Raw genomic sequence first — 13,778 nt, 5'->3', positions numbered from 1 at the left:
GGTGCGTGGCTCCTTCTCGGCAAACTATCCGACAGGTGACTGATAGCGGGCGTATGGTGAAGGGGCTCGCCAACGAGGGCGGGCAGAACGGAGTGAGCAATGTCACAAGAAGCAAGCTCAAGCACAGCGAGCAGCGCCGGGACCAGCGCCGGGACCAGCGCCGGCCGGTTCGCCGGCAAGGTCGCGATCGTCACGGGCGGGGTCTCTGGCATCGGCGCGAAGATCACGGAACGGCTCGTGGCGGAAGGCGCGTCGGTTGTCGTCGCCGACATCAACGCCGAGCTGGTCGCCTCGACGGGCGAGACATTCGGCGCCAGCGTCGTCGGCCGCCGCACGGACGTGACCGACGAGGACGACTTCGCGGGGCTCGTCACCGAGACCGTCGAGAAGTTCGGCACGCTGGATGCGCTCTTCAACGTCGCGGGCGGGTCGCGCTCCGGCACGCTCACCGACATCTCCTTCGAGGACTGGGACTTCACGGTCCGCCTCAACCTCTACAGCGCCTTCAACGGCACCCGCCTGGCGGCCCGGCAGTTCCTCGCCGAGGGCAAGCCGGGCGCGATCGTCAACGTCGCGTCACTCAACTCGCTGGTGCCGATGCACTTCGGGGTCGGCTACACCGCGTCCAAGGCTGCCGCCGTCATGCTCACGAAGCAGGCGGCGCTCGAGCTCGGCGAGCACGGCATCCGCGTCAACGCGGTCTCGCCTGGCCTCGTCGCGACGCCGCTCACGAAGGGCCTCACCGACCTCCCCGGGGTGCAGGAGGCGTACGACGAACGCATCCCGTTCCGGCGCGCAGCGCAGCCGGAGGAGATCGCATCCGCCGCCCTGTTCCTCGCGAGCGACGACGCCTCGTACATCTCGGGCGACAACCTCGTCGTCGACGGTGCCTGGTCCACGACCGGCTACCCCGACCTGCGGAAGTTCCTCGCATGAAGGCGGCAGTGTTCCACGCGAAGGAAGACGTTCGCGTGGAGGAGGTCGCCGAGCCGACGCCCGGCCCCGGCCAGGTGAAGCTGCGTTGCGCGTACGCCGGCATCTGCGGCTCCGACCTGCACGTCTACTACGCGCCCGAATCCTCCGGGCTCGACTTCGAGCATCCGCACCCCGTCACGGGGTCCATGCCGCCGCAGATCCTCGGGCACGAGTTCTCGGGAACCGTGGTCGAGCTCGGGGAGGGCGTCGACTCGGTTCAGATCGGCGACCGGGTTGCGGTCTGGCCGATCTACGCGTGCGGCGAGTGCGCCGCCTGCCGTCGCGGCAAGCCGAACGTGTGCACGAAGATCGGCTTCCACGGCCTCTCGTCGCACGGCGGCGGCATGGCCGAGTTCACGACGGTGGATGCGACGAAGCTGCACGTGCTGCCCGAGAACGTCGATCTGCGCCTCGGAGCGCTCGTCGAGCCGATGGCGGTCGCGTGGCACGCGGTCGAGCAGAGCGGTGTGCAGGCGGGGCAGACGGCGCTCATCTCGGGTGCCGGTCCGATCGGCATCGGCGTGTGGTTCGCGCTGCGGGCCAAGGGTGTGGAGACGGTCATCGTCTCGGAGCCGAGTGCGGGGCGCCGGGGTGCGATCGCCGGAGTCGGGGCGTCAAACCTCGTCGACCCCACCAAGGAGGACCTGTCGGCTCGCGTCGCGGAGCTCACGGGCGGGGACGGCGTGGATGTCGCGTTCGACGCCGCCGGGGTGGGGCCCGCCGTGGCCGCCTCGCTCGCGAACCTCACGCCGGGCGGTCGGGTCGTGGTCGTCGCCATCCACGAGCGGCCCATGGACTTCCTGCCGACGCAGCTGGTCATGGGGGAGACCGCGATCGTCGGCACCCTCGCCTACCTGCAGAGCGACTTCGACGCGGTGATCGCGGCGATGGCGGCCGGCGGATACACGGCCGACGGCTGGGTGGATGACGTGCCCGTCGACGACGTGGTCGGGGCCATCAAGCGCCTGCGTTCGGGCGAGGGCATGAAGGTGCTCGTGCGCACGTAGGCAGACGCGAGGCTCGGCGTGCGGGGGCTCTCCCGGCGCTGCCCTGCGCTCTCCTTACGCCCTCCCGCAATACCTGTCGCTACCCGCCGTGCACGCGGACCGTGCTCGGCGGGTTCGCGGCGAGCTTCGATGCCGGGCGCACGGGTCGCCGCTCCAGGTTGCCGCCGCAGTTCGGGCACGCGCGACCGGCGAACGTGCCGACGCAGTCTCGGCACCACGTGCATTCGAAAGTGCAGATGTAGGCCTCGGCGTGCGGGGGCAGGTCGACGTCGCAGCGCTCGCAGTTCGGGCGCAGCTCGAGGGCCATCAGGCGAGCCCGTTCTTCACCGCGTAGGGGTCCCAGCTCGCGTCGGCGTGCACCTCGAGCTCGGCGGCGTCGGTGAGCGTGGTCGCGACCTCGGGCCCGTGGATCGCGGCGATGATAGCGGCCGTCATGTCCATGCCGGCGGCGACGCCGGAGGACGTCCACCGGTTCCCGTCCTCGACCCAGCGGGCCTGTGGCACCCAGTCGACGGATGCGCCCTGCGATGATGCCCACGCGAACGCCCGCTTGTTGGAGGTCGCGCGGAACCCGTCGAGCAGGCCGGCCGCCGCGAGGAGCGCCGAACCGGTGCAGACGGAGGTCACGAGCCTCGCATCCGCTGCCCACCTCCCGAGCCAGGCCAGGAACTCGGGGTCGGTGGCGAGCGGGCGCGTTCCCTGCCCGCCCGGGACAAGCACGATGTCGGGGCTCGCGGCGTCGGCGAACGCGCTCGTGGCGATGACCTCCGGGCCCTGCGAGCTGCGGACCGGGCCGGCCTGTGGGGCGATGAGCTCGACGTCGCAGAGGGACGGGTCGATGCGGAACAGCTCGACGGGGCCGAACACGTCGAGGAGCTCGAACCCCTCGAACAGGACGACGGTGACGCGGCGCTTCGCTTCAGGCATGACGCCATTCTCACAGTGCGCGGCCCGGATCTTCCAGCGGAGGCCGCGGATTGCCTCGCCGAGGGCTGAGTTGTGGCCGTCGGGTGGCGACCGGAGCGACCACAACCCCACTTTTGCGGTCTCGGCTGACGCTCATCTGCTTCCGCCAGCATGTTCCGCATGAGCGATTCCCCCGAGACCCAGCCCGCCGGCGACCTTCCCAGCGACGCGATCGACTTCGCGGACCTCAACTTCAAGCTCGCCGTCATCCAGGAGCTGATGTACGAGCAGGAGCTGCTGACGCCCCAGTTCGTGCTCACCGATTTCCTCGAAGAGCACGTGGACCGGGAAGTGGACCTGTCGAAGGAGATCTCGGAGCCGATCCCCGAGGTGCTCGAGTACTTCCGGTCGCTGCCGGTGCCCACCGAGTTCGCGCCGGCTGTCGAGGAGCTGTTCCAGGACGGCGGGAACGACATCTACATGGAGATCGCCCCGCAGTGGAGCGGCGAGGACTCGACCTTCGACATCGCCGACTTCACCGACACCCGCCACTTCCCGAACCTGTCGGCGATGACCCTTCTCGGCGTCGACGAGGAGGTTCTCGACGGGCTTCGCCGGAAGGGCATCGACGCGCAGCTGCTCTGAGCGCCGGTTGGCGAAGGCAGGTGCGCGTCGGTCAGCAGCTTCGGGGCGGCGCGCACCCGTCTGTCGCTGGTGACCGGCGCGCCGCTCAGCGCGTCGGTCAGCGCACGGCGAGAAGGATCTTGCCGACGTGCTCGCCGGACTCCATGCGCCGGTGGGCCCGGTGCGCGAAGTCGAGGGTCTCGACGGTGTCGAGCAGGGGCCGCACCTTGCCCGCTTCGACGAGCGGCCACACGTGCTCGCGCACCTGGGCGATGATCTCGCGCCGCTCTTCGAGTGGGCGCGAGCGGAGGGTCGTTCCCCAGATGCGGCCGCGCTTCTGCATGAGGCGCCCGACGTTGATGGTGGCCTCGTCGCCGCCCTGCGCCGCGATGACCATGATGCGGCCGTTGGTGGCGAGGGCGTCGACATCGCGCGCCAGGTAGTCTCCGCCGACGAGGTCGAGGATCACGTCGACGCCGCGACCGTCGGTGGCGTCGGCGATGACCTCCACGAAGTCCTGGTCGCGGTAGTTGATGCCCCGGGTCGCGCCGAGCTGCTCGGTCGTGGCGACCTTCTGGGCGGTGCCGGCGGTCGCGTAGACGGTGATGCCGAGGGCGGCCGCGAGCTGGATGGCGATGGTGCCGACGCCGCTGGTGCCGCCGTGCACGAGCAGGGTCTCGTCCGCCTTGAGCTGCGCGCTCATGAAGAGGTTCGACCAGACGGTGGCGACGGCTTCGGGGAGGCCGGCCGCTTCGACGAGGTCGACGCGCTTCGGCATGGGGAGCACGAGCCCTTCGTCGACGGCGACGCGGTCGGCGTAGCCGCCGCCAGGCAGGAGCGCGACGACGTAGTCGCCGACCTTCCAGGCCGTGACGGACGCCCCCGCGGCGACGACGGTTCCGCTCACTTCGAGGCCAGGCCAGTCGGGTGCCCCGGCCGGTGACGGGTACTTGCCTTCGCGCTGGGCGACGTCGGCGCGGTTCACGCCGGCGGCGGCCACATCGATGACGACTTCGAGGGGGCCGGGGGTCGGCTCGTCGACTTCGGAGAGGATGAGGGCCTCCGGCCCGCCTGGCGTTGGAACCGTGATTGCGCGCATGGGGGTCAGTGTTTCATGCGGGCCCCTATACTCCCTCACATGTCAGGCCTCCCCACCCCGTCAGGCCTCCCTCCCGAGTCGGGGCGCGAGGACGCGTCGGTGCGGGGCGGTTCGGTGGCGCGGCCGGAGCTGAGCGTGCTCGCCCGCGTGCGCGCCGCATCCGCCGCCCTCGGGCCCAGCGAGCGCAAGGTCGCGCAGATGGTGCTGACGCGACCCGACGAGGTGGTCGAATGGTCGACGGCTGAGCTCGCGGACGCCGCTGGCACGTCGACGGCCACCGTCATCCGTGCGTGTCAGAGTCTCGGGTTCCGCGGCTTCCAGCACCTGCGGCTCGACCTCGCGCGTTCCGCTCCGCTCGCGCCGCGAGAGCAGGCGCAGTCGGTGGAGGCGAGCACCTTCGACGATGCGATCGACGCCGTGCGGCTCGCGCAGGACAGCGTCGACCCGGAACGCATCGCCGCGGCCGTCGACGCCCTTCGCGGTGCCAGGCGCATCGTGCTCGTCGGCAGCGGGTTCTCGGGGCCGCCCCTGCAGGACTTCGCGATGCGTCTCAGCACCCTCGGGCACTCCGTCGAGGCACCGGTGGATGCGCTCGCTCAGCAGTTCGCGGTGCGGTCGCTCTCCAGCGGCGACGCGTGCCTGACGCTCAGCTACTCGGGCGCGAACGTGCAGTCGCTGCGCGCGGCGGAGGCCGCCAGGGCGCAGGGGGCAACCGTGGTGCTCGTCACGAGCTACGCCCGTTCGCCGCTTGGGCGGGTCGCCGACATCGTCGTGACGACGGGGCCGGCGGGAACGGCGCACGACATCGACCCGTTCCTCGCGCGCCTCGGCCACACCGTCGTGCTGCACACGCTGCACTCCACGCTGGCGCAGGCGCTCGGCGACGACGCGGCCGTCGGCATGCGCCACGTCGTGGCCGACGCGCTCTCCGAGGACTGAGCCGACCACCCGCTGCTGCACTGCGGCGACCACCTGCGGCTGCACTGCGGCTGCACTGCGGCGACCACCTGCTGCTGGACTGCGGCGACCACCTGCTGCTGGACTGCGGCGACCGCCTCCTGCTGGACTGCGGCGACCGCCTCCTGCTGCACTGCGGCGACCACCTGCTGCCGGCAGTCGTGCAGGTGCCAGCGGACGTCTGAGTCGCCGCCTCGCGAACTCGCCTCGCGGCGTTCATCCGCTCGCTCGACGCCCGTCACCGCGCGTTCACCCTCGCTCGACACACTCCCGATGTAACGACGTTCCAAGCCGTACGGAATCCGTGTAACGGATGCTCCCCCGGTGCTTGGAACCGAGGCAAGTGGTGGAAACGCAACGGGAGGTGCTCGTGAGAGCAATCGAGATCGACGGGCTGTTCAACGCCCGCGCAGCTGACGCGAACTCGCCGTGGATCGTGCGCGCTGGCTCCCCGGACGCGCTCTCGGCCGACGGTGAGTCAGCGCTGCGGGCGCTGGGCGTCGAGCTCATCCTCGACCTCCGGGAGCGCGCCGAGTCTGGTGACCGCACCCACGGCGTCCAGGTGCGCCAGGTCCCTCTCTACGGAAGCGAACCGCCAGTCGCGGGCCGTCTCGAGGACATCTACGAGACGCTCCTTCGGCGTCGCGGCGGGGCGCTCACGGAGGCTGTCGCCGTGCTCGCCAACGCCGAGCGCGGCGTGCTCGTGCACTGCACCGCCGGCAAGGACCGCACGGGGCTCGTCGTCGCTCTCGCGCAGCTCGTGGGCGGTGCAAGCGAAGCCGACGTGGTGCGCGACTATGCGCTCTCCGGGGCCGCGGTCCGCTCCGTCCGCGAGGCGTTCGCCTTCGCCGTGGCCGACGCGTACCCGTCGGATCAGCGCGACGAGATCCTCCGCCTCCATCTCGACAGTCCGCCGGAAGCGCTCGAGCATGCACTCGACATCATCCGTGAGCTCGGCGGCGCCGAAGCGTACCTGCGCTCGCATGGCCTCACCGACGATCAGGTGCACGCCCTGCGCGGCAAGTCCGGCCGGACCACGGCGAGCGCGCTCGCCCCGTCGGTCGAGTCGGGCTCCTCGACTTCGCGCGCCCCCTCGGTCGCGCCCACCACGACGGCCGCGTCATGACTGCCGACCTCGCGCATCCCGTCGACCTCGCCCATCCTGCCGACCTCGTCCACCCCGCGGGTCGCGTCACGCCCGACGGTCCGCGCCCGTCGGGGTCGCGTCGCACGACGGTGCTCCACCTGAGCGACGTGCACGCAACCGCTGTCGCATCCCTCTACGGGGTTGTCGACGGCATCACGCGGATGCGCGCGGCGAGCGACTACGCGCGCGCCGCGGGTCTCGAACCCGATGCGATCGTCATCAGCGGAGACCTCATCGAGCGCGGGAACGCGGCCGCCTACCCGGCCCTTCGCGACGCCCTCCTCGAGCTGGAGGATTCGTGGGGTGTGCCAGTGCTCTCGGTGCTCGGCAACCACGACGAGAGGGCCGCCGCTCGCATCCTCCCCGGTCATCGGGCGTCGGTGGGTGCGCGCGCGGAGGACGCCTCGCCCCGCGCCGTGCGGGTCGGTGCGTGGCGCTTCGTCTTGCTGGACTCGTCCACGGGGACGCTGGGGGCGGAGCAGCTCGCGTGGCTCGACGCCGAGCTGAGGTTGCCTGCCGGCACCGGCACCGGCACCGGCACCGGCACCGGCACTGGCACTGGCAGCTCCAGCTCCCTCGCGCCCTCGGGGACGGTTGTCGTCATGCACCACCCGCCGCTCGGGTCGCCGCTGCCGATGCTGGCGCGGGCGGGCCTCCGCGACGCCGCAGACTTCCTCGACATCGTCGAGGGCACCGACGTTCGCGCGATCCTGTGCGGGCACTTCCACCATCCGCTGTCCGCCACGATGCGCGGCGTGCACGTCTCTGCGGGGCCGGCGCTCGCCTACCACCAGGTCATGGACGCCGAGCCAGGGACGGTGAGCGGCTTCGACCGCTCGATGTTCTCGCTGGTGCACCTCGGCGCGGACGGCGTCAGCACCTCCAGCGTCGGCGTCGAGCATCCGGCCCTGCTCTTCACTCTCACCCCCACCCCCACCACGTCTCAACCTTCACCTGTCTCCTCCTGAACAGACCCGCTCTCCTCGAACAGTTAGGTCATCATGAACTCTTTCCGTACCCCAGCCGCGCTCGCGGCCTTCGGCCTCGCCGGGGTCCTCCTCGCGGGCTGCGCAAGCTCCCCCAGCACCGCCGCCAGCGGTGACGCCAGCCCATCGGCGGAGTCCACGCTGGAAGCCGCCACCATCACCCTCTACACGTCAGAGCCGCAGGAGAAGGCGGATGCGCTTGTCGCCGCCTTCAACGAGGTGCACCCGCAGGTCACCGTCGAGGTGTTCCGGGCGGGCACGGGCGACCTCACGACGCGAGTCGCGACCGAGCAGGCCTCCGGCGGCGTGCAGGCCGACGTCTTCCTCGCGGCAGACGCCGGAACGTTCGAGGACTACGCGGCCGACGATCTGCTGCTGCAGTACTCGCCGGCCGACGTCGAGTCGCTCAACCAGGACATCGTCGACCCGGAGGGCTACTACACGGGCACGCGCATCATCCCGACCGTCATCGCCTACAACACGGGCCTCGTCAGCGAGCCGCCGACGTCATGGGCTGAGCTCACCGACGCCGAGTACGCGAACAAGCTGGTCATGCCGAACCCGGACGTATCCGGCGCGGCCGCCTACAACGCCGCCGTCTGGCTCGACGAGCCAGCGCTCGGTGAGGAGTGGATGACGAAGCTCGCCGCCAACAAGCCCGTCATCGCGGACAGCAACGGCCCCGTCTCGCAGGCCATCGCGACGGGCGCACAGCCCGTGGGCATCGTCGTCGACTACCTGGCGCGCGAGCTCGCCGCCCAGGGCTCGCCGATCGCGGTGTCCTACCCGACCGAGGGCGTGCCCTACGTGTCGCAGCCCGTCGGCATCTTCGCCGACACCCAGGAGGCGGGCGCGTCGAAGGCGTTCGTCGACTTCCTCGTGAGCGCTGACGGCCAGGAGCTTGCCGTCAGCCAGTCGTACCTGCCCGTTCGCGAGGACGTCGGAACTCCAGAGGGTGCTCCCTCCATGGACGAGATCACGATCCTCTCCCCGGAGCTCGAGACCATCCGCGCCAGCCAGGATGCGGCCGTCGAGAAGTTCCGCACGCTGTTCCTCTGATGACGGCGCTGCTCCTCTCATGACCGCAACCCTCACAACACCCCGGGGCGGTGCCGCTGAACGCAGCGGTGCCGCCTCGGCGGCGGTCCGGAAGACTGCGCGTTCCTGGCTGGATGGGGTCCACGGCCTGTCGCTTGCCCTCTGGGTCGCGGTCGCCGCGTTTGTGCTCGTGCCGATCGGCGCGATCCTCGTGCTCGCCGCCGGCGGCTCGCAGCTGCACGTCCTCTGGCAGGGCGACGTCGTCGAGGCCGCGACGAACAGCCTCGTGTCGGCGGGCGCATCCGCGCTCGGCGCCGTGGTGATCGGCACGGCGCTCGCGGTGCTGCTCGACCGCACCGACCTGGCGGGACGCCGCGGCCTGCGGCTCCTCGCGCTCACCCCGCTGCTCGTGCCCCCGTTTGTCGGCGCGATCGCGTGGCTCGGCATCGCCGGGCCGACGAGCCCCGTGAACCTCTGGTGGTCGCAGGCGTTCGGCGGTCCGCTGTGGTCGATCTACGGCGCGGACGGCGTCATCCTGCTCCTCACCGTGCACAGCTACCCCATCGCGATGCTCATCGTCTCGGCCGCCCTGCGCCGCGTGCCGTCCGACCTCGAGCAGGCCGCGCGCATCGCCGGGGCGAGCCCCGCCCGCAGCGTGTTCACGATCACCGTTCCCCTTCTTCGGCCCGCCCTGCTGTCGTCGTTCGTGCTCATCGCGGTCGGCAACCTCGCCGACTTCGGCATCCCCTCGATCATCGGACTGCCCGAGCAGTACACGACCCTCGCGACGCTCGTCTACCGCTACCTGCAGTCGGGGACCGTGGATGAGCCGCTTGCGGTCGTCGCGACGATCGGGGTCGTGCTGCTGCTGCTTGCGCTCGCGGCGCTGGTCGTCGACTTCCTCATCGGCAAGAGCCGTTGGGAGCTCGACTCGTCGTCGTCCGCGCCGCAACTCCTGCCGCTCGGGCGGGCGCGCATTCCCGCGTCCATCGTGACCTGGGTGCTGGTGCTCACCGTCACCGTGCTGCCGTTGCTCGCGCTGCTGCAGCAGTCGCTGCTCCGCGCGCCGGGGCTCGCCCTGGCGCCCGAGAACCTCACGCTCGACAACGTCGTGAAGGCCGTCACCTCCGCGAACGCGATCCAGGGCGCCACGAACTCGGTCATGCTCGCGGTGCTCGCGGCACTCATCTGCGGGTTCCTCGGGCTCGGCATCGCGGTGCTCGTCACCCGAACTCGGATGCGCGGCAGCGGGCCCCTCCGCGCGCTCGCCATGCTGCCGCAGGCGGTTCCCGGCATCGTCATCGCCGTCGCGTGGCTCGTGCTGGCACCCCACATCGGGCTCTTCAACACGCCATGGCTGATTCTCTGCGCCTACGTCACCTCGTTCACGGCGCTCGTCGTGCAGGCCGTGGCGGCGCCGCTTGCGAGCACCCCGGCGAGTGCCGAGGAGGCCGCGAGGATCGGGGGAGCGGGGCGGATGCGCGCGCTCGTCGACATCTCCAGCCGCATGGCGGCGCCCGCTGCGATCTCCGGTGCGGTCCTCGTCGCCGTCACCGCGGTGCGCGAGCTGACGCTGTCCGTGCTGCTCCTCTCTCCCGGATCGCAGACGCTCGGCGTCGCGATCTTCAACCTCCAGCAGGCCGGGGCGTTCAACACCGCCGCAGCGCTGTCGCTCATCGTGGCGCTCCTCGGCGTCACCGTCATCGGCGTCGCGACGAGGGCGCCGAAGTAGCGGTCGGCGCTCACCTCGACCTTCTCTCTGCATCACCATCCTGGAAGGAAACACCGTGGCATCCGTCACTCTCGACTCAGTCTCCGTCCGCTTCCCGAGCGGCACCGTCGGCCTCGACGACATCGACCTCGCGCTCCGCGATGGCGAGTTCCTGGCGCTCGTCGGCCCGTCCGGGTCGGGCAAGACGACGCTGCTGCGCACGATCGCCGGTTTCCAGGCCCCCACGTCGGGGCGTGTGAGCATCGGCGAGCGGGTCGTCGCCGGCGGGGGATCCGTGGTGCCACCGGAGGCCAGGGAGCTCGGCATGGTGTTCCAGCAGCACGCCGTCTGGCCGCATTGGAACGTCGGCCGCAACGTCGACTACCCGCTGCGCCGCGCCCGTGTCTCGAAGCCCGAGCGCCGTCGCCGCGTCGATGAGGCGCTCGAGATGGTCGGCCTGGACGGCTCTGCGAAGCGCGATCCGGCGACGCTCTCGGGCGGTCAGCGGCAGCGGGTCGCGATCGCCCGCGCGCTCGTCGGGAGGCCGCGGGTGCTACTGCTCGACGAGGCCCTCTCCGCGCTCGACGAGCCGCTGCGCGACAGCCTCAGGCTCGAGCTGCACACGCTCACGCGCGAGCTCGGCCTGACGGTGGTGCACGTCACCCACGACCGCTCCGAAGCGCTGGCCCTCGCCGATCGCGTGGCGGTGCTCGACGGCGGGCGCATCCAGCAGCTCGGCACCCCGGAGGAGCTCGTGACGCGTCCCGCGTCGCCGTTCATCGCGAAGTTCCTGTCCGACGCGACCATCGTGGACGGCACAGTTGGCGGGGCGGTCGACGGCGCAGTCGACGGGGCGGGTTTCGCGGCGGATGCGCACCCGCTGCGCGTGGACCGGGGCGGGCTCGAGGGGCACCAGCAGGAAAGCCGCGGTCCGGTTCAGGCGGCCATCCTCCCGAGCGACGTCGAGGTGGAGATCGTGGGCACGGTTGCGGGCTCGGTTGTGGGCAGGGCTGCGGTCGGTGCTGCGGTCGGTGCGACGGTCGCGGGCCCGACGGATGTTCCAGGCCAGTCGGCCCACGCAGTCGGGGTAGGCGATGTCCTGCGTGAGGGCGTCTCCTGTCAGTCAGGCGAGGCAAGCGATACAGGCGAGGCAGACCTCGCGGGTGACGCGACGGTCAGGTCGGCGCTCTTCACACCGGAGGGCAGCGACCTCGTCCTCGACTGGGCTGGCCTGCGGTTGCGCGCGCGGACCCGCGGCGTTCGGCCGAAGGTCGGCGACCGGGTCACGGTCCGCGTCGCGAGAGCACGGATCTACGGTGCTGGTGTTGGCGCTGATCTCGGGGCTGGCGCTAGTGCTGGTGTTAGCGCAGATGTCACGGCTGCGGTTGCGGGTCCCGCGGCTGCCGACTCGGGGTCCGGAGTCCGCACATCCGCAGCTGCTGACTCCAGCTCCGGAGTCCGAGCATCCGCGGCTCCTGACTCCAGCTCCGGAGTTCGCGCATCAGCGGGTGGTGTCGATGCATCCTCCCCGTCGGCGACTCGCTCGGAAGTGACCGGGCCGACTGCCGGTCCGGCCCCGGCTGGCGCGCCGGAACTCGCAGTCGGCGTTGCCGGCTCCTCGGGGTCGGGGGCATGACGCTCGCGCTGGTGCGGCACGGTCGCACCGCCTGGAACCTGGAACGCCGGCTGCAGGGCCGCAGCGACATCGCCCTCGATGCGCACGGGGCGGCGCAGGCGGAAGCCGCGGGCCGGCTCCTCGCCCGCGCGCAGTGGGGCCGGGTGGTCACCTCGCCCCTTGCCCGTGCGGCGCAGACCGCGGCGATCGTGGGCTCGCACCTCGGCGCCCCCGATCCTGTCGTGGAACCCGGCCTGCTCGAGCGCGACTTCGGGGAGGCTGAGGGGATGCGGGTGGCCGAGGCCGCAGAGCGATGGCCGTCTGGCGACTACCCGGGCTCGGAGTCGGCAGTTGAGCTGGGGAGGCGAGCTGGCAGCGCCCTCGGCGCCCTCCTCGAGGCGCCCGGGACTGCGGTGGTCGTGAGCCACGGCGTCTTCCTGAGGGCGGGGATCGAAGCGATCACGGGTGGCGTGTGCCCTCGCATCCTGAACGGGCAGGTCGTGCTGCTCGAGCCCGGCGCTGGGCGTCGGCCGACGGCGCGCTTCCTGGGGGAGTGACGGGCGCCCCTGGCTACAGTTGATGCCGTGTCTCCCGCTTCCCGACCGGCCTCCGCCTCTGACCTCGCTGGCCAGCACGTCCAGGTCAGGTACATCCGCCACGGGGAGGTTCGGGCGCGGGTGTCGACGATCGGAGCCGACGGCGACCGGGCGTTTGTGCTCGTCGCGGGCATCGGCGTCGCCTCGAACTACTACGAGAACCTCGCACCCGGGCTCGGGGAGTTCGGGCCGGTGCACGCCCTCGACCTGCCCGGTTTCGCGGGCGTGCCGTACCCGAAGCGGCCCATGAGCATCCAGCGTTACGCAGCTGTGGTCGGCACCGTCATCGACGAGCTGGGGCTCGTCGACCCCGTCCTCGTCGGCCATTCGATGGGCACCCAGGTGGTGGCCGAGCTCGCCTCGCAGCGCCCCGAGCTGAGCACGCTGGTGCTCATCGGCCCCGTCACGAACCCCCGCGAGCGGTCGCTGCTGAAGCTGGCGTTCCGGTTCCTCGAGTCGTCGGCGCACGAGCCGTTCAGGGTCGCGATGCTGGCTGTCGGCGCCTACCTGCTGTGCGGGTTCCGCTGGTTCTCCGCCGTGCTGCCGCGCATGATGCGCTACCGGATCGAGGACGTGCTGCCCCACATCCAGGCGCACACGCTCATCATCAGGGGCGAGCACGACTCGCTCGTGCCGCGCTCCTGGCTGCGCGAGATGGCCGGGCTGCTGCCTCGAGCATCCACGTGGGAGATCGAGGGCGCCGCGCACTCCGTCATGTACGACCACGCGAAGGGTGTCGCCGAGCTCTGCGTGGACCACGCGCGGGAACCCTTCGACACGCGAAGCGCGGAGGGTGCCGGGCAGGATCTCGCCGCCGACGCCGCGGCGGGCAAGCTCGTGCAGGTCGCCGACGAGGAAGCGCGCAACCGCAGGGTGCACGTCACACCCCGACTGGTGCTGCAGGTGCTGCGCTCGCGGTGGAACGAGTTCTTCGCAAGCGCCGACAACCGCCCGCAGGACATCGCCGAGGCGAAGACGGAGCACTTCCAAGCCCAGCTCGAGGCGTTCGGCGCTGCCGAAGCCGATTCCGCTGAAGCCGACCCCAATGGTGGAAGCCAGTCGGAGGGTCGACAGAGCCAGGATCATGCCTGACCGGGCCTGACCTTACTTGACCTGA

14 protein-coding genes are annotated in these 13,778 nt (G+C 71.2%); 11 read left to right on the top strand and 3 right to left on the bottom strand.

From position 1 onward, the window contains the following. The first annotated feature begins 99 nt into the window (after positions 1-99). Both C5B97_RS03130 and C5B97_RS03125 read left to right on the top strand, forming a co-directional pair. Positions 100-936, top strand: a complete 837-nt coding sequence (locus C5B97_RS03130; RefSeq protein WP_104310700.1) for an SDR family NAD(P)-dependent oxidoreductase — start codon at positions 100-102, stop codon at positions 934-936. Then, entirely contained in the window at positions 933-1,982 is a 1,050-nt protein-coding gene (locus C5B97_RS03125; protein WP_104310699.1) for a 2,3-butanediol dehydrogenase, read from the top strand. Before C5B97_RS03130 ends, C5B97_RS03125 begins: the two co-directional genes overlap by 4 nt. A 79-nt stretch (positions 1,983-2,061) precedes the next feature. Here C5B97_RS03125 and C5B97_RS03120 read toward each other — a convergent pair whose 3' ends face one another. Next, on the bottom strand, positions 2,062-2,289 hold the full coding sequence (locus tag C5B97_RS03120; protein ID WP_104310698.1) for a DUF1272 domain-containing protein: 228 nt from the start codon (positions 2,287-2,289) through the stop codon (positions 2,062-2,064). Continuing rightward, complete coding sequence (locus C5B97_RS03115; RefSeq protein WP_104310697.1) at positions 2,289-2,909, bottom strand: DJ-1/PfpI family protein; 621 nt, start codon at positions 2,907-2,909, stop codon at positions 2,289-2,291. The genes C5B97_RS03120 and C5B97_RS03115 overlap by 1 nt, the downstream gene beginning before the upstream one ends. 159 nt (positions 2,910-3,068) lie before the next feature. On the opposite strand from C5B97_RS03115, the gene C5B97_RS03110 reads away from it, so the two are divergent. Next, on the top strand, positions 3,069-3,533 hold the full coding sequence (locus C5B97_RS03110) for a hypothetical protein (protein WP_104310727.1): 465 nt from the start codon (positions 3,069-3,071) through the stop codon (positions 3,531-3,533). Positions 3,534-3,630: 97 nt separating this feature from the next. On the opposite strand, the gene C5B97_RS03105 is transcribed toward C5B97_RS03110, so the two are convergent. Then, a complete protein-coding gene (locus C5B97_RS03105) occupies positions 3,631-4,611 on the bottom strand; it encodes an NAD(P)H-quinone oxidoreductase (protein WP_104310696.1) in 981 nt (326 codons plus the stop codon). A 39-nt stretch (positions 4,612-4,650) separates the two neighbouring features. Between C5B97_RS03105 and C5B97_RS03100 the strand changes: the two genes are divergently transcribed. The 8 genes from C5B97_RS03100 to C5B97_RS03065 all read left to right on the top strand — a co-directional run bounded on the left by C5B97_RS03100 (position 4,651) and on the right by C5B97_RS03065 (position 13,753). Beyond that, positions 4,651-5,550: a MurR/RpiR family transcriptional regulator gene (locus tag C5B97_RS03100; protein WP_104310695.1), complete on the top strand. Its 900-nt coding sequence runs from the start codon at positions 4,651-4,653 to the stop codon at positions 5,548-5,550. Between the two features lie 388 nt (positions 5,551-5,938). Beyond that, entirely contained in the window at positions 5,939-6,694 is a 756-nt protein-coding gene (locus tag C5B97_RS03095) for a tyrosine-protein phosphatase (protein WP_181026887.1), read from the top strand. Beyond that, the gene (locus tag C5B97_RS03090) at positions 6,691-7,683 is read left to right on the top strand and encodes a metallophosphoesterase (RefSeq protein WP_104310693.1); all 993 of its coding nucleotides are present in this window, start codon (positions 6,691-6,693) and stop codon (positions 7,681-7,683) included. The genes C5B97_RS03095 and C5B97_RS03090 overlap by 4 nt, the downstream gene beginning before the upstream one ends. Positions 7,684-7,716: 33 nt before the next feature. Further along, on the top strand, positions 7,717-8,760 hold the full coding sequence (locus C5B97_RS03085; protein ID WP_104310692.1) for an ABC transporter substrate-binding protein: 1,044 nt from the start codon (positions 7,717-7,719) through the stop codon (positions 8,758-8,760). A gap of 19 nt (positions 8,761-8,779) precedes the next feature. Then, entirely contained in the window at positions 8,780-10,471 is a 1,692-nt protein-coding gene (locus tag C5B97_RS03080; RefSeq protein ID WP_181026886.1) for an iron ABC transporter permease, read from the top strand. Between the two features lie 55 nt (positions 10,472-10,526). Then, on the top strand, positions 10,527-12,086 hold the full coding sequence (locus tag C5B97_RS03075) for an ABC transporter ATP-binding protein (protein WP_104310691.1): 1,560 nt from the start codon (positions 10,527-10,529) through the stop codon (positions 12,084-12,086). Further along, positions 12,083-12,622: a histidine phosphatase family protein gene (locus C5B97_RS03070; RefSeq protein WP_104310690.1), complete on the top strand. Its 540-nt coding sequence runs from the start codon at positions 12,083-12,085 to the stop codon at positions 12,620-12,622. The genes C5B97_RS03075 and C5B97_RS03070 overlap by 4 nt, the downstream gene beginning before the upstream one ends. A gap of 27 nt (positions 12,623-12,649) precedes the next feature. Further along, on the top strand, positions 12,650-13,753 hold the full coding sequence (locus tag C5B97_RS03065; RefSeq protein WP_258067882.1) for an alpha/beta fold hydrolase: 1,104 nt from the start codon (positions 12,650-12,652) through the stop codon (positions 13,751-13,753). Positions 13,754-13,778: the final 25 nt, after the last annotated feature.

The sequence above is a fragment of the Pseudoclavibacter sp. RFBB5 genome (assembly GCF_002931555.1).
Lineage (GTDB): Bacteria > Actinomycetota > Actinomycetes > Actinomycetales > Microbacteriaceae > Pseudoclavibacter.
The sequence above is the reverse complement of the archived record's forward strand: the minus strand, read 5'-3'. Positions and strand labels throughout refer to the sequence as shown.